Origin of the sequence: Methylotuvimicrobium sp. KM2 (assembly GCF_038051925.1) — a bacterium.
GTDB lineage: Bacteria > Pseudomonadota > Gammaproteobacteria > Methylococcales > Methylomonadaceae > Methylotuvimicrobium.
Window position 1 is genome coordinate 4,927,668 of the sequence record NZ_CP150634.1, and the last position, 15,746, is coordinate 4,943,413.

The 15,746-nt window shown below is 49.3% G+C and carries 12 protein-coding genes and 1 pseudogene; 3 read left to right on the forward strand and 10 right to left on the reverse strand.

Translation table 11 applies throughout. From position 1 onward, the window contains the following. Positions 1-33: 33 nt before the first annotated feature. Positions 34-1,149 (forward strand): annotated as a pseudogene (locus WJM45_RS20775) (class I SAM-dependent DNA methyltransferase); the annotation flags it as partial. 393 nt (positions 1,150-1,542) lie between these two features. On the opposite strand, the gene WJM45_RS20780 reads toward WJM45_RS20775, so the two are convergent. The 7 genes from WJM45_RS20780 to WJM45_RS20810 form a co-directional block, all read right to left on the reverse strand. After that, entirely contained in the window at positions 1,543-2,163 is a 621-nt protein-coding gene (locus WJM45_RS20780) for a hypothetical protein (RefSeq protein WP_341326912.1), read from the reverse strand. A gap of 628 nt (positions 2,164-2,791) precedes the next feature. Further along, positions 2,792-3,571, reverse strand: coding sequence for an energy transducer TonB (locus WJM45_RS20785; RefSeq protein ID WP_341326913.1), 780 nt, complete (start codon positions 3,569-3,571; stop codon positions 2,792-2,794). Continuing rightward, entirely contained in the window at positions 3,568-4,002 is a 435-nt protein-coding gene (locus WJM45_RS20790) for a biopolymer transporter ExbD (protein WP_341326914.1), read from the reverse strand. Before WJM45_RS20790 ends, WJM45_RS20785 begins: the two co-directional genes overlap by 4 nt. A gap of 168 nt (positions 4,003-4,170) precedes the next feature. Further along, positions 4,171-4,698, reverse strand: coding sequence for a MotA/TolQ/ExbB proton channel family protein (locus WJM45_RS20795; protein ID WP_341326915.1), 528 nt, complete (start codon positions 4,696-4,698; stop codon positions 4,171-4,173). A gap of 204 nt (positions 4,699-4,902) precedes the next feature. Next, complete coding sequence (locus tag WJM45_RS20800; RefSeq protein WP_341326916.1) at positions 4,903-6,066, reverse strand: MotA/TolQ/ExbB proton channel family protein; 1,164 nt, start codon at positions 6,064-6,066, stop codon at positions 4,903-4,905. Between the two features lie 2 nt (positions 6,067-6,068). Beyond that, a complete protein-coding gene (locus WJM45_RS20805) occupies positions 6,069-6,650 on the reverse strand; it encodes a DUF3450 domain-containing protein (RefSeq protein WP_341326917.1) in 582 nt (193 codons plus the stop codon). 261 nt (positions 6,651-6,911) lie between these two features. Then, the gene (locus tag WJM45_RS20810) at positions 6,912-7,424 is read right to left on the reverse strand and encodes a PepSY domain-containing protein (RefSeq protein WP_341326918.1); all 513 of its coding nucleotides are present in this window, start codon (positions 7,422-7,424) and stop codon (positions 6,912-6,914) included. Between the two features lie 217 nt (positions 7,425-7,641). Between WJM45_RS20810 and rpe the strand changes: the two genes are divergently transcribed. After that, positions 7,642-8,313: a ribulose-phosphate 3-epimerase gene (gene rpe, locus WJM45_RS20815; protein WP_014150400.1), complete on the forward strand. Its 672-nt coding sequence runs from the start codon at positions 7,642-7,644 to the stop codon at positions 8,311-8,313. 206 nt (positions 8,314-8,519) lie between these two features. Here the strand turns inward: rpe and glgP are convergent, their stop codons facing one another. From glgP to WJM45_RS20830, 3 genes are all read right to left on the reverse strand, one after another. After that, positions 8,520-11,051, reverse strand: coding sequence for an alpha-glucan family phosphorylase (gene glgP, locus WJM45_RS20820; protein WP_341326919.1), 2,532 nt, complete (start codon positions 11,049-11,051; stop codon positions 8,520-8,522). 203 nt (positions 11,052-11,254) lie between these two features. Further along, complete coding sequence (gene mgtE / locus WJM45_RS20825) at positions 11,255-12,592, reverse strand: magnesium transporter (RefSeq protein WP_341326920.1); 1,338 nt, start codon at positions 12,590-12,592, stop codon at positions 11,255-11,257. A gap of 575 nt (positions 12,593-13,167) precedes the next feature. After that, complete coding sequence (locus tag WJM45_RS20830) at positions 13,168-14,082, reverse strand: MerR family transcriptional regulator (RefSeq protein ID WP_341326921.1); 915 nt, start codon at positions 14,080-14,082, stop codon at positions 13,168-13,170. A gap of 158 nt (positions 14,083-14,240) precedes the next feature. On the opposite strand from WJM45_RS20830, the gene WJM45_RS20835 reads away from it, so the two are divergent. Further along, the gene (locus WJM45_RS20835; RefSeq protein ID WP_341326922.1) at positions 14,241-15,665 is read left to right on the forward strand and encodes an RNA polymerase sigma factor RpoD/SigA; all 1,425 of its coding nucleotides are present in this window, start codon (positions 14,241-14,243) and stop codon (positions 15,663-15,665) included. Positions 15,666-15,746 lie beyond the last annotated feature (81 nt).

Consider the following 15,746-nt stretch of genomic DNA (forward strand, 5'->3'; position numbering starts at 1 on the left):
ATAACGGAAGCTCGCTAACAACTCGAAACCGAACTCTGGGCTAGCGCCGATAATCTGCGGGCCAATCCCAAACTGACGGCGGCGGAATACAAAGACCCTGTGCTAGAGCTGATCTTGCTGCGCTATGCGCAAAACCGCTACGAGCAAGCGAAGGCTGCCATTGAAGCCGCCATGCCGGAAACCCCGCGCGGCAAACTAAAGCCGACTAAAGAACACTTCTTGGCGGCGGGAGCCATGCTGGTGCCCGAACAATCGCAATACGACTATCTCGCCAATTTGCCCGAAGGCGTCGGCATTAGCGAAGCCTTGAATACAGCGATGCGGCTGATCGAGGAGGAATACCCCGATCTGGCCGGCATTTTGCCGAAAAATTATCAGGAGCTGGACCCCGATTTACTGCGCGAACTCATTCGGGTATTCAACAAAGATTCGGTCAAAAACCTTAGCGGGGATGTATTCGGCCATATCTACGAATATTTTTTGATGAAGTTCTCGATGAGCGGAGCCGGCGCGCAGGAAGGCGGCGAATTCTTTACCCCGCCGTCGTTGGTGCAATTGATCCCCAACCTGATTCAACCCGACCACGGTATCATTCACGATCCGGCCTGCGGTTCCGGCGGCATGTTCGTACAAACCGGCCACTTTATCGAAGAGCACGGCGGCAAAAGCGTCAACGAAACCATCAAATGCTACGGTACCGAGTTAAAGTCCAACAATGCCAAATTGGCGAAAATAAACTTGGCGATCCACGGCATCGAAGGCAAAGTCATCGAAAGCAACAGCTTTTACTCCGACCCGGACGACCTGATCGGCCAATGCGACTTCGTAATGGCCAATCCGCCGTTCAATGTCAACAAGGTCGACAAAGACAAGGACTACGTCAAGACCGACCCGCGCCTGTTTAAAGAGGTCGGCATCCCCAAGGCCGACAACGGCAACTACTTGTGGATACAGTATTTTCTCTCGCTCCCAAGCTCTAGCTTGGAAGTGTATATAGCCCAAGCTCCGCTCTCATCGTTATACACATCTTCCGCTGTTTCCCAAACTCTGTTTGGGAAATCCGTCTCGCAAGCTCTGCTTGCCGGCTTCGGGAAGCTGGAGCTTCCAAGACTTCTTGCCCAAGCAGAGCTTGGGCAAGAGCCGACATAGGGGGGTGAGAGCCGGAGCTTGGGAAAGAGCGAAAAATATCGATATACATGCTAAACAGAAGGCATCGTATACCTGGAAACGGTGCTGTTTGATAAATCTGCGGATATTGGATATCAGTGGCTCCGAGATCGCGATCTGGGGATCGCTCCCACAGAGCATCCGGCCCCTTGTGGGAGCGACGCCTTCGTCGCGATTTCGAAGCCTGGAACGTTGAGCGACAAAAAATGGTATCGAAGCCTCATTAGCTAAGATTGCAAAACCGTAATTTTTGACTTATGTATAACGATGAGAGCTCCGCTTGGCGTTTGTACAAGCAGAGCTTGAGGGTAGGCATTCCCAAGCTGGAGCTTGGTAACCAGACAACGAAATCCGAAGTTGCAGTACCGTTTCGTTTTACGACGGTTTGCCGTCAATACGCCATTGCGCTTGATCCCGACTCGGCAAGTGCCGGTCTCGATCGTAAGGAGGCTCTTCATGCGGAGGCATGATATCTTCCGGCCAATCTTTCGCCCAGCGGTGTCGTTCTTCTTCATCCGCATAATACCGCAGATATAGCTCAATATCCGTTTCGCTGCCGCTGCCCAATATGTCGATATGAAAGGCCGAGTCGTTGTCTAACGGCATGACCGGACCTTCCTCGCGCAACACGTCATGCCAAAGTATTTCGTAGAGTTCGCGGTCGTTAAGGTGATCCGTGCTGTAGAGAAACATGCGCAGCATCGCTAGGCCATTAATGACTTCCCACAATTTGGCGCTGAGTTGCGTATCGTCCAACTCTTCCGGGTTCGGTAAGGTCATGCCGCATTGCAACAGTAAGTCGAAGGTCGCTACCCATTTCGTATCCTCGTACGGATCGATATAGCCCATAAACTTTTTATTCAAGGCTTCGGATAACTCGTCCATTGCATCGGACATGAACCCTTCATTGATGAATTCATCGGCGCGGCGTTGCAAATCCTGCCGCGTTTCTTGATTTTCGTCGTTTTTTGGCTTTTTCGCGGTTTTTTTGGACATCGCGGCCTCCTTAAATAGGTCGGTCAAAAATGTTTTGATGCTTCGGATGTTGTTTGTTATGTCTCTAATTTCGATATTTTAACAGAGACTTATGTCGAACCATTATGTTAGGCCCCTATTCAGGTTATGCAACCTTGTGGCATTTGCAAGCTTTATGAAAGGCTATGTTCGCGTTAATAGTTGTACTATGCCAATGCCGAAGTTTTTAAGATTTTAGGATGCACCGCGTTGCATTTCGCTTGTTTTCCAGAGCAACCAAGACTAAAAAGGTACGCAATGAGTACATCTATGTAAAGCGTATACCCTAGATTCGGCAATTAGCCTGCGAAAATCACGAAATACATTTAAGTAATCATAGAATTCATATTCTCACGACTCTCTCTGGAAACCCATTCCTTAGATGTCTAGGCAAGATCGGTATGCATTCCCACGCTGGAGCGATGGGAACGAGGAGTTTACAGCGGTTTACTGGTTCACTTAAGGGCTGATGAAATATTGCTTCGGGTTTCAGGAAAATCGATTTTTTGGTTAAATTGCTCTATTTCACAGCGCTAATTCAATGACACAGAGTATGGAAATCATTTGAAGAAGTTATTTCAGCTTGTTCCTCAGCGAATCTAAAGTTAGATTAACGCCGCCTATCGAGTCGAAAGCTGATTTCCTGAACTACTCTCTGTTCGACGGCGCGGCCGCCCTTGTGTGTCGGTTTGAATCGCCAGCGCCGGATCGCTTCGAGTGCCGCCTGATCGAAAATTCGCTTCGGGCTGGCATCGATGACTCGGGCATCGCCGACCGTCCCATTCGGCTTCACGACGATTTCCAGGCGAACCCAGCCTTCGATTCCGCGTTCGCGCGCCCGACGCGGGTAACGCGGCATCTTGCGCGATAACACCACCAAGGCTCGATCGCCTGAACCGCTGCCCGCGCCGGTGCCGTCTCCGCTTGCCGCCTCTTCGGTCTTATCGGTCGACCAGTCCGACGGCGGCGCGGTCACGCGTGAATCGGTTCCCGGCACTGGGGCCAATTCAAGTCCGTGTCCATGTGTTGGAATGTCGATGCGGGGGGGCGGAACGCTTGGCAATGGCGTTATTTTGGGGGCCGGTTTCCTCGGCGCGGCACGCTTGACCGGTTTCGGCGTGACGGCTTTGGGTTTGGGCCTTACCGGCTCGGGCTCGGCTTTCGGCTCCGGTTCGAGTTCGGGAGGCTCAACCGGTTTGGGCTCCGGTTTCGGCTCTTCGACCTTCGGCGGCAAGCGAATGAATTCGATCCCTTGCGGTTTCGCTTCCGAAACCAGCGCGGCTTCGCGTTGGCTGATCAATGCACCGATCAAGAGCAGCAAGGCTAGGTTAATGATCAAGGCAGCAACAAACGACGCCGACAACACTCGGCCCGAATGCGCCGGCTTCATGAAGGGTCGGGCTCCGTACTGGCCGCCACCGAGATTGTGGCCAAGCCGGCTAAGCGCAGTTGGTCCATGACCTTGATCAACAGCCCGGTGCTAGTCTTTTGATCGGCCAAAATGACTACGGACCGGCTCGGCCCAGAGAGTCCTTGTTGCTCGATCCGAGTACGCAGCATGCGTATATCCACCGAATCGTTGTTCAGCCAGATTTGTTCATCCGAACCAATCGTCACGATCAAATCGGTATTTTGCTGTGGTGTGGCCGTCGCGGCTCTCGGGCGCTGCACCGCAATCGCCGATTCGCGGATAAACGAGCTGGTCACCAGAAAGAAAATCAACAAAATGAAGACCATGTCGATCAACGGTGTCATGTTGATCGTGTCGGAATGATCCTCGTTGTTGTCGTTACGGCTTTTGAATATACTTCGTGCGGTCATGTTTGCGGCTTTTATGGCAATGCTATTTTGTTCGAGAGCAAGGCGTGAAAACAGGCGCATAGCAAGCTATGTAACTGTTTTCGCAACGCAGCTATCGAACAAAAGAGCGAGTTAGCTTACCAGCAAATGTGGCCGCGCGAAGTATAATTTTTTTCGATTCATGGCAATCTATTCATAACGACCGATTTGACTGCGAAATCGGCGTTCGCCTGTGCGCGCTCGCCGAGTGAGATCGTAACCGACCGCGACGCCGAATAAACCCAACACCAATCCGGCCATTGTCGTGATCAATGCCTGAGAGACCCCGCGCGCGACGATGCGCGGCTCGGCGCTACCGAACACGCGAATCAAATCGAAGGTTTCGACGATGCCGGTCACGGTGCCCAATAAACCCAGCATCGGCAGAATACCGGACAATGTTTTGATGAGCCGCAGATGGCGGCGCAGTAAAAAAGTGACTTCAGCGGTCTCGATGATCAACGCGGTACGCGAGCGCAAGACCGGAAGATTGTTTTCGATATAGGCGGGAAAAACACGCAACAAATACCAATAACGTTCCAACACCAATGTCCACAATACCAGCGAAACGGCCAGCAACGGCCACATGACAGGCCCGCCCATCGCGATCAAATCCTCGATGTGCTGTTCGGCGCGCTGCAGCGAGATGATCAGGCTTTCGATAATATCGCCGTTCATCCCCGTTTCCCTTTAGGAACTAGCATGAAATAACGTCTTCAAATGTTGGAAGGGGGTTCGGTGGCTCGATTGACAGGTGTCGGCGGCAGGGATAGCCGCCGTCAAGCCTACACGGACGTATTCACGGCGTCCTGTCAAGCGAGTCACCGAACGCCAACAAAGCTTGCTGTTTCGCGCAGTTATTTTGTGCATATTCCTTAGGTTTTATTCTGCGTCATGCCGCTGCTCGAGGCGCAAAGCCAGAGCCGCCGCGACATGGGCATCCAGTAAATTGCCCAAATTTTGGCATCTGCCCAGCAACAAGCTATGGAACAACAAAATCGGAATCGCGGCTACCAGCCCCAGCACGGTTGTAACCAGCGCTTGCGAAATCCCCCCCGACATCAATTTCGGATCGCCCGATCCATGCAGCGCAATGGCTTGAAAGGTTTCTATCATGCCGGTGACGGTACCGAGCAAACCCAACATTGGGGCAATCGCCGCCACCAATTTCAAAAAAGCCAGAGCGCGCTCCAATTTGATCCGCTCGCCGGTCAAGGCTTCTTCGACGGTTAAATACAAAGCCTCTTCATCGGTTGCGGTCTCCTGCTCCAGCTTGGCGAGAACCCTACCCAAAGGGTTGTCGAGCCGCAAATCGGTTGTTTGCAGTTGCTGTTTGATGCGTTTACCGACCAGGCCCAGATCCACGAAACGGTATCCGCAGAGCACGTAAGCGAAACCGGCCAAGATCAGAATCAAACAACCGACGATGCCGCCTTGGGCGATGCGTTCTTGCAGATTCGGAATTTGCACCAATAACTGCAAGGTCTGCCCGCCGGACGGGTCGAGCGCGACAGGCGCCAGCGTATCGGCATGCGCTTGCTGAAATCGGCGCGCCAAATTGAGCAGGCTCGACGCCGGCTGACGCGGCAATTCGACCAATCGGTCGATCTCGGGCGAATACACCAGATAACGCCCTTCGGCGATGAAGCTGAAACCGCCGAGCCTCAGCACGTCTTTATCGATGGCCTGACCGCTAGGCTCATAAACCGGCGCCTGAATAATAGACACACTCCCTAAGGCATCGAGTTGCTGCTGTAGACTGGTAAATAATCCTTTTAGATCTTTTGTGGTCGGTATCTGTTTGGGGTCGGCCAATTGTTCAAGCAAGACCCTTTGCCGGGCGGCATCGCCGGCTAAAAAAAGTTGCTGGTATAAGGGCTTGAGGTCCAAAGCGCTTTCTCGAATCGCCAAAAACAATGCGGCCTTGGCCGCCAGTTCTTTGTTCAACCGGGCATCCAATTCCGTCGGTGTCAATACGGCTTCGGTTTCGGCTTGGGCGAATGGGGCTAAAGCAAGCGCGAGGCATAAGACATACCAAAACTTCATAGTCACGGCTTCCTAGGTCCCGGCAGCGGCAGTTCGATCAATTGCGGCGGCTCCAATTTACGCGCGGTGCGCAGCCCTTGAGTAATCGCTTCATTGCCTTCCCCGGACAAACGCTGCCAACGGCGACTATCGTTAAGCCAAATGCCCGATTCGCGGCCATTGAGGGTTTGGTAATAAAAAGCTAAGCTCCCGATGCTGAGGAAGTCCATCAAGCGCTCGTTGCCATCGGTCTTCAGTAGGGCTCGATAGGCATCGATGGTCTTCGCATAATCGAGCTCGACCCGGTACGCTTCGACGACGCGCCGATATTGTTCCGACAAATCGGCATCGGGATCGTTCAGCAAGGTTTCCAGCCGGGCTATACGCTTTTGACGCTCTTCGAGCTGGAAAGGCGCACCCTGTTCGATACGCTGTTTCAATTCGGCAAGGGCGTCTTTGAGCTGTTCTCGTAATTCGGAATCGAACAGTAACAATGCATCGAGCAAGGCAACCTTATCTTCGGACTCGCCGGGCGGACTTATTTCAGTTTGTGTCGAGACTTGCGCTTCCTTTTCGACTGGCTCGACCGCATGAACAGGCGGCATCAGTGAAATGAAAACGGTGATTGAAATCAATCGGAAGGGGAAATATGGCACTGCGAAATTTTAGAGAAACAACTGAAGAAAGAGGAATGCGCTGGCCAAAGACTCTAGCAGGTAAAGATCGATCAAGGCAACGGGAAAAACTCCCGAAAAATACCCCTGTTAAATGGCCAATCTACCGAATGGTTGGCAACATCCTGGCCCGTGCCAAAAAATCGGATGCTATTGTAGCGACAATAGCATCCGAAATTACGACTCGTCTTATCAATCCAAGCCGATTTGATAGACCACTTCTTCCGGATCGCTGAGCTTGCCGTTGATTGCATCGACTTCAACTTCAAGCAGCTTGCCGTCGGCGGTTTTGATATCGAACTCATAGGCAACGCCATTGTCCGCTTCTATTTCGTATTCGATTTTCATGAGGCTGCCCGGATATTTATCCAAAGCCGTTTTTAATGCCGCATCCAATCTGACTTTAGCCTTAGAAGTAAATTCCGGATCGTCGACCGCGACTTCGCGCTCGGTTTCGATTATTTTACCGCTTGCGGCATCGCATTCGACTTCCCAGTGCTTACCGTCCTTGCCGTGAATATCCAATTCATATTGAGGCTTACCATCTTCGATTTCGGCCCTCATCGTGACTATATCGCCGGGATGGGCATCGAGCGCCGATTTCACGCAACTATCGATAGGTCCTTTGTGATGTTCGAATTGCGCATAAGCAGCTGGAGCAACGAACAACGGTGCCAGCAACGCAATTATCATTTTCTTGTTCATAATCATTCTCCTTACTATATGATCGGGTTCTATAAACATACAGAACTTCGACTCGATTATAGTCCTCGTCTATCTGACTCTACAATAGTTCCAGAGTTGTTTTTTGAACTTAAACTTGATATCGCTTGCGTCACTGAATACACTAAATAAATCAATGCGGATCAATTAATAAAAAAAGACTATAATTGTTTGTTTTGTTTTAATCGAGGATAAAAAAATGGCCCAAAACTGGATAGCTCCTTCCATTCTCTCTGCCGATTTCGCCCGCTTAGGCGAGGAAGTCGATAATGTTTTAGCGGCCGGCGCCGATGTTGTCCATTTTGACGTCATGGACAATCATTTCGTACCCAATCTAACGATCGGCCCATTGGTTTGCGAGGCGCTGAGAAATCATGGCGTTACCGCTCCGATCGACGTGCATTTGATGATCGATCCGGTCGATCGAATCATCCCGGACTTCGCTAAAGCCGGCGCCAGCTATATTACCTTCCATCCTGAGGCTTCGGTTCATCTGGATAGAACCTTGCAATTGATCAAAGACCAAGGTTGTAAAGCCGGCTTGGTATTCAACCCGTCGACTTCGCTGCATTATCTGGACCATGTGATGGATAAGCTCGACATGATTTTATTGATGTCGGTCAACCCGGGCTTCGGCGGACAATCGTTTCTTCCGTCGGCATTAACCAAACTGCGCGATGCGAGAAAACGTATCGATGAAAGCGGTTTCGATATTCGTTTGGAAATCGACGGCGGCGTCAAAGTCGACAACATCCGCGAGATCAAAGCGGCCGGTGCCGATACCTTCGTTGCCGGTTCGGCGATTTTCGGCAAACCGGACTATAAAGCAGTCATCGACCAAATGCGCGCCGAAATTGCAAAAGCCGAGTAAAAAGGCTTTTTTCTATACCTATCGCACTTCATATTTCGGCATTGACGTATGGAGGCACCGGGGTGTTCGGCAAAGGCTTTGACAACAGGGATGCTGTCACAGAGCCTACATGGACGTATTCACGGCGTCCTTTGACGGACACCCCGGCGCCGAAATTTGACCAGCAAAGGGTATAAATCTCTACTGCAAGCGAGACAAGATTTAATTTACCCTTGTCGCGCTTGCACCCAGTAAATCTGATTGGCTTCCAGCGGCAAACTGCAATTCGAATGGCTGGGTCTGATTCTCGGCGTATAATCGCTTATCGGTCTGGTTTTCGGTATCGTCGCTTTATAGATATAACCGTTTATCGCGCCGGCCAATACCTGTTCTATCGACATCGAATGAATCTCAAATCGCTCCTCGCCTGACGATTCCGCGAATAATTCCACACAAACATCTTCCTCGCTAAGCTCTCCAAGATAAACCTGCATACTGAACGCGTAGTCGTTATCCCGGGTTTCCGCCACCACATTATCGACATGGATTTTAGCCCAGAGATCATCGATGCGTTTCAACCATTCGACCAGCTGCTTACCCGGCTGCATATTTCCGCCCAACCTTTTGCAATAGTTTTCGGCTAGAGGTAAATAAAACTTGGACGTATACTCCCTGACCATGCGATTGGCTGAAAAATAAGGCGTCAGCGTCGCCATGCTTTCCCGCATGATAGCCAGCCAGCGGCGCGGCAAGCCCTGTTGATCACGCTCATAAAACATCGGCACGATTTCCTGCTCGAGCAGTCGGTAAAGTATCTCGGCTTGTTCATGATCGGCTTGTTCGACCTCTTGCCCGTTCAATGACCAGCCGACTTCAGGGCGATACGCTTCCGCCCACCAGCCGTCGAGTTCGGATAGATTCAAGCCGCCGTTAACCAGAATTTTCATGCCGCTGGTCCCGCAAGCCTCCCAAGGACGTCTTGGCGTGTTGACCCAAAGGTCGACCCCTTGAACCAAATATTCGGCGGTAATCATATCGTAATCGCTCAAAAAAATTGCACGCTCCCTGATTTCAGGCCGACGGATAAATTCATGCCAGGCTCGGATCAACACTTGACCAGGCAAATCGGCCGGGTGAGCTTTGCCCGAGATAACCAATTGCACCGGCCGACTGGGATTGGTTAGTATCGCGGCCAAACGATCGGGGTCGGTCAACAGCAGGTTAGGGCGCTTATAGGTTGCAAACCGGCGGGCAAAACCGATGGTCATGACATTAGGGTCGAACAAGCGTAGCACTTGATCTTTGCGCTCGGTTTTCGAGATATTGCCTTGAACATCGAGTTCTCGACTGTACTCATCCCGGACGAACTCGACCAAGCATTTGCGGTTTTGCGCACGCAAATTCCATAACCGCTCATCCGTGACCCGCTGGAATTGTTCCGGCAAATCGCCGTATTCACATACCCAACGATTTTTACCGCACAAATCGGTCCATAATTCGTCGGCTTCCTGCGAATCCCATGCAGGAACATAGACGCCATTGGTGATATGGTCGATCGGTGTTTCTTCCGTCGGCCAATTCGGAAACAAGGGGCTGAAAATACGCCGACTGACCTCGCCATGCAAGCGGCTCACGCCATTAACCGCAGCGCTGCCGTGAATTGCCAGATAGGCCATGTTGAACGATTTATCGTAGGTTTTTAAATCCGGATTGCGGCCGAGATTTAATAAAGTTTCGATATCAATATCGAGTTTTTGCGCATAATTGCCGAGCCGTTTCCCAATCAATTCCGGACTGAAACGGTCGAAGCCGGCTTCGACCGGCGTATGCGTGGTAAACAGATTACCGGCGCGCGTGATGGTCAGCGCGGTTTTAAAGTCCAGCCCGGTTTCTTTCATTAAATCGCGGGCTCTCTCCAGTACTAAAAATGCCGCGTGTCCCTCATTCAAATGGCAAACTTCAGGCTTAATACCTAAAGCCCTCAACACTCGCCAGCCACCGATGCCCAATAAAATTTCTTGTGCCAAACGGATTTCGAGCCCGCCGCCGTACAACTCGCTGGTAATGCAACGATCGACCGGATGATTGACCGGATCGTTACTGTCCAATAGATAAAGCGTAATTCGACCGATTTGCGCTTGCCACACCCTAATCCACAATTTAGACGGCGTATTGAGTTTTATCCGCAACCATTCGCCGTTATCCTTGCGAACCGGACAAATCGGTAAATCACCGGTATCGGCATTAGGATATAGCGCGATCTGATTGCCGTCATCGTCGAAAGCTTGACGAAAATAGCCGTTTTGATACAACAAACCAACACCCACGAGGGGAATGCCCAAATCATTGGCGGCCTTTAAATGATCGCCGGCCAATAAACCCAAGCCGCCGGAATAAATGGGCAAAGCTTCGCTAAGGCCAAACTCCATACTGAAATAGGCGATTTGCGCTAGCTTAGTGTTTTGTTCGATTTCGTTCTGGAACCAGCGAGGTTCGGCTCGTGAGGCGCGATGCTCCGCCACGATGCTCTGCAGTTTTTGGCAAAATTGTTCATTATTGGCTAGCTCCTGCAACAGACTCGCCGAACAGGCTTGCAACACTAGCCATGGATTACGGGATTGCTCCCATAAGGAGCTATTCAATCGATGCCAGATTTCGTCGGCCCGGTGACTCCAGGAAAAATTACAATCCAAGGCCAATTCGGATAAACCATCCAGTTTTTGACTCAATTCGGGCGTAAAAAAACGAGGTGCGGTCATCAGCTTTCTCCTGTAAAAATACGAGTATGCCCTTAGTAAACCGAGTTTCGTGATGCGATGAACATAAAGCAGCGGCGCAAATTTTTTCTATTGTCGCTTTGAATTATGACAGCATTGAGGCCTCTCTATTCCTATCAAACTTCAACTTTCATCGTTGATTCGAGGGGGCATCATCATTTGATTAGCAAAGAGCCTAATGTTTATCACAATAAAAAAACGGTCCCCAAACCCAAAAAAGCAACAAAACCGACAACATCGGTCACGGTTGTTAGTATGACCGAACCGGATAAGGCCGGGTCGATATCGAGCTTATCCAAGACCAATGGAATTACGACGCCTGCAAAAGCTGCAATGATAATATTCACGACAATCGCGGCCGCAATCACCGAACCGATAGACAGGCTTCCGAACCAAATACCTGCAATAGCGCCGATCACTAAAGCCCACAACAGGCCATTGAGTATGCCGACGCTGACTTCTTTAATCAAAAGCGGCTTAAAATTCCCCTTGCTGATTTGACCCAACGCGATGCCTCTGATGATCAATGTTAAAGTCTGACTGCCGGCAATCCCGCCCATCGATGCGACAATCGGCATCAACACCGCTAATGCAACGATTTGTTGTAAAGTACCTTCAAATAAGCCAATGAACCAAGAGGCCAGAAAAGCCGTTAACAAATTGATTCCTAACCAGGTGGCTCGGCGTTTGGAGCTACGAATCACTGGAGCGAATAAGTCTTCGTCTTCATCCATACCCGCGGTCGCCATCAATTGGCTTTCATATTCTTCGCGAGTAATTTCCAAAGCCAAGCGCAAGGTGATTCTGCCTAATAACAGTTGATCGGCATCGATGACCGGCAATGCAGTTAGCCCCGAATGCTCCATCTTTTCCGCAGCATCGGTTAAATAACTATCCGCCGACACAGTACCAGGATCGTCAATGCATAATTCGATCAATGGCGTAAGAGGATCCGCAGCATACAATTTATGAACAAGAACGGTGCCGACGAAAGCACCATTGCGCTGAATCAGATAAATACAATCGGTGTACTCGGGCAGGTTTTTTCGGATCAAACGCATCGCCTGTCTAACCCTTGCCGTCCTTGGCAAAATCAATAACTCATGATCGACATAGCGGCCGATTCGTTCATCGTCATATTGCGCCGACAACTGATAATGCTTTCGCTGACTGGCATCCATATTGCCAAGCGCCGTATCGATCACCGATTCCGGCAATGTTTCCGCCAGTTCGATTAAATCCTCGGCATGCAAGCCGCTCAGCAAAATCTGCAATTCCGATTCTTCGAAGCTTTCGATGATCGTCTGTCTGGGCTCGGAACGCATGGCGACCAAAACATCGACACGATCTTCGACAGGAACCTGCTGCCAACGCTCCAAACGTTGGTGCACGGGCAGGGATTCCAACAATAATGCCAATTCGGTACTTTCTAATTCTTCTATGGCTTGTTCAAAAACAGTTTTTTGATCTTCATTTTCTGCTTCGTTAAGACGCTCAACCAAATGACTGATTTCTTCATTCATTGCTGCCCTCCCTAATTGGGTCCCGCAAACGGGACTGTGTAAACGTTAACCCAGCCTAAACAACTATAGTGACTATGTCCCATAGAATTAAAAATTATTATTTATTTTTCAACATCTTATATTCATTCTCACTAAATGTTAAAGCTGGGTTAAGCCAAAAAAAAGGGCCCGTCCGGGCCCTTTTCACATTATTCTTCGGCAACCCATTTTAAGCATATTGTTGATTATTAAACATATTTAATGCCATATATTTCATAACCCTAAATCTACACTCCGAAATAACCACGCACAGCCTCAAGCGATAAACCATCCGCTCGGACGTTATTCGGTCAAAACAACCATGCATTGGAATTGAGAAAGTAAAAAAGAATCTGAGCATCGAATCAGCAATAACAGGCAATAGTCCTGTGTTAAATAAGCATTGAATTATGAAAGCCATTTACCGTGAATGCAATAAAAACCTCGCCTTCATATCATTTGAACGACTGAATTAAAAAAACCTACTGAATTCATAAGAAATTAAGAACTTTTCATGTATTGAAAAGTCAGAACTTAAATCAATCGATCGAGAATCGCTAATACGGCCGAGAGAGCGGACGACTTTCAATCATACGACCGATTCGATGGTAAAAGTCGTCAAGACTAGCGGTAAAAACCGACCTTTCCGGCAGTTGCTTCGACTTGAACAAATACTGTGCACCGGTACCGCCGACCCATAACTGGATATCTTTCGGCAACGCTTCGGACAGATTATTTAAGTTTTGAATCATAGCTTGTTCAGGCGGGGTATTAGCGAAACTCATCACGATAACAGAAGGCTTGAGCCGGTTTCCGGCGTTTAACAAGTCTTCCCATGGCAAATCGGGGCCGATGTAATAGCATTTACATCGCTGGCTAGCGGCTAACCAGCAACTTAGCAATATTCCGAATTCGTGATGTTCTCCGGTCATGGTCGAAAACATCACACCGGGATTGGTTCCGGAAAATGGCTGTTCGTGATTCACCATGCTTAACACAATTCGTTTAACACAGGCGGAAAATAAATGCTCTTGAGCAATTGTCAATTTACCTTCATGCCAAAGATTACCGACTTTTTCCAGCGTCGGCAAAAGAACCTCCCGGGCATAGCAGAGAGGGTCCATTGCGATCAGCGCCCTCCTAAGCAAGTCTTCGCAAACATCCATGCGAAACTGCAGCAGAGCATCGACAATCCGCACAAAAAACAATTCCTGATTAGCATTAGGCGCATTTTGATTGGCGCTCAACAGATTCTGTAACTCATCGTTACTCAAGTCCGCGATTTTGCTAATCGTAAAACCTTGCTGAGTGGCCGCTAGCAAGAGCGTCAAGCGCTCGACATCTTGCTGGGTATAAAGACGCCGACCTTTGCTGTCCCTAACGGGATTAACGGTTCCGTAGCGCCTTTCCCAAGCTCTAAGTGTTTCGGTGTTTATGCCTGTGAGTGAGGTCACGGTTTTTATTGTATACATTTATGCACAGGTTTTGTTTATGATTAATGTTTGACAAACATTGTACTCAGGAGTAATGTTTAATCCAAGCTTTAGTTGACTCAACAAAGTATTTACTCAGGGTATATAACCAGTTACCTGGTAAGGGGCAATCCACTATGACCCAAATGAACTATTCAATGCTAAACAATCAGTACCGTTCCGGCAGTTTTCGAGGCTTTTATAAGGAAGCTTCTCTTGAAACGGATTTAATGCATTCAAGGCGACCGCAAATCGACACCCTAAACAACGATTCCGATGAAATCGAATTGGAGCCTGCCGATGCCGAATTATTTGCGGAAACCGAAGCGCTGTCCTCATCGAATAATGCAATGACATTCATGCAGAATGGAGGCGACGAGTTATTGATCCATCAGCAAAATGCATCGGTTTTGACTCCCGAGGAATTAACCTCGCTAGCTCAACAAATGGAGCAGAGCCGCTTTAAATTATCGCGTTTGATGATTTATTCGGATTCGGGACTATCGGTTATCGCCGGCGAATTTGTTAGCGCTATCGGCGATGGCATCGATTTATCCGAGCTTATCAGAAAAAACAATCTCGAACCTGTACAAAAAGACAATGCTGCACAGGATACCGCTAAACAGCTCTCAAGCAAGTTATTAGAGTGTTTTCAACAAGTAATCAACGCCAAAGGCAACCCGCATTCAAGCACCGTATTGACCGAATGCAGGCAATTACTGGACGATCTTCATCTTTTACCTAATTTCCTGCAACAAATCGTCAAGGTCTTAACTTGCCGGCTCAAGGATCGAGCACTCAACGCTGATGACTTGGAGTTGTTGAAATCCGCGTCGATAGAGCAACAACGAATGATTTCCGCAAGACGTGCGATGATCAGCGGCAACCTTAGGCTAGTCACGTTCATTGCGCGTCAATATCACCATTCTTCGGTGCCGTTTACCGATTTGATTCAAGACGGGACCGTGGGTTTGATCAAGGCGGTCGACCGTTACGATTGGCGGCGATCGGTGCGCTTTTCCACTTATGCGATTTATTGGATCAAGCAAAGCATCACTCGAGGCATGGTGAGACAGGAAAAAATGGTCCGCCTACCTTACAACATCGCGGCAAAAGCGGCCGCGGTGTTCGAAACGATGAACGATTATCTGGTCAAACACAACCAATGGCCCACCAATAAAACACTAGCCGAAATCTGCGCCTTGCCCGAAGAAGAAATCAAAGCCATCGTCAATAATTATCAACCGACCATTTCGCTCGATAACAATATCAATGATGATGAAGATTTACCGGCGATCGTCGATTCGATGGAGCAAAACCATTTTCCGCAACCGATCAATATATTGGCTAATTCGGCACTGAAAAACTGTTTGAGGAAGGCTATCCAAACCCTGCCCGAACGCGAAGCCGACATCATCAATTGCCGCTTCGGACTCGACAGCGATACCGAAATGACGCTGCAAGACATTGCCGACCGGATGTCGTTAACCCGGGAAAGGGTCAGGCAAATTCAGAACAGCGCACTATTGAAATTAAAAAATAAATTCAGCAGTGATTTAGTCGATTTTCTCGAACCCGGCTAAAACAAGCGATTAAACCGACATTCGACCGAACAATAAAAAGGCCGGTTAAAAAATAAACCGGCCTTAACGCACGAGTATCAG

What these genes read in the sequence shown, in the direction of transcription:
- WJM45_RS20780 (WP_341326912.1), bottom strand. Translation starts at nt 2,163, where the DNA reads ATGTCCAAAAAAACCGCGAAAAAGCCAAAAAACGACGAAAATCAAGAA.
- WJM45_RS20785 (WP_341326913.1), bottom strand. Translation starts at nt 3,571, where the DNA reads ATGAAGCCGGCGCATTCGGGCCGAGTGTTGTCGGCGTCGTTTGTTGCT.
- WJM45_RS20790 (WP_341326914.1), bottom strand. Translation starts at nt 4,002, where the DNA reads ATGACCGCACGAAGTATATTCAAAAGCCGTAACGACAACAACGAGGAT.
- WJM45_RS20795 (WP_341326915.1), bottom strand. Translation starts at nt 4,698, where the DNA reads ATGAACGGCGATATTATCGAAAGCCTGATCATCTCGCTGCAGCGCGCC.
- WJM45_RS20800 (WP_341326916.1), bottom strand. Translation starts at nt 6,066, where the DNA reads ATGAAGTTTTGGTATGTCTTATGCCTCGCGCTTGCTTTAGCCCCATTC.
- WJM45_RS20805 (WP_341326917.1), bottom strand. Translation starts at nt 6,650, where the DNA reads ATGCCGCCTGTTCATGCGGTCGAGCCAGTCGAAAAGGAAGCGCAAGTC.
- WJM45_RS20810 (WP_341326918.1), bottom strand. Translation starts at nt 7,424, where the DNA reads ATGAACAAGAAAATGATAATTGCGTTGCTGGCACCGTTGTTCGTTGCT.
- rpe (WP_014150400.1), top strand. Translation starts at nt 7,642, where the DNA reads ATGGCCCAAAACTGGATAGCTCCTTCCATTCTCTCTGCCGATTTCGCC.
- glgP (WP_341326919.1), bottom strand. Translation starts at nt 11,051, where the DNA reads ATGACCGCACCTCGTTTTTTTACGCCCGAATTGAGTCAAAAACTGGAT.
- mgtE (WP_341326920.1), bottom strand. Translation starts at nt 12,592, where the DNA reads ATGAATGAAGAAATCAGTCATTTGGTTGAGCGTCTTAACGAAGCAGAA.
- WJM45_RS20830 (WP_341326921.1), bottom strand. Translation starts at nt 14,082, where the DNA reads ATGTATACAATAAAAACCGTGACCTCACTCACAGGCATAAACACCGAA.
- WJM45_RS20835 (WP_341326922.1), top strand. Translation starts at nt 14,241, where the DNA reads ATGCTAAACAATCAGTACCGTTCCGGCAGTTTTCGAGGCTTTTATAAG.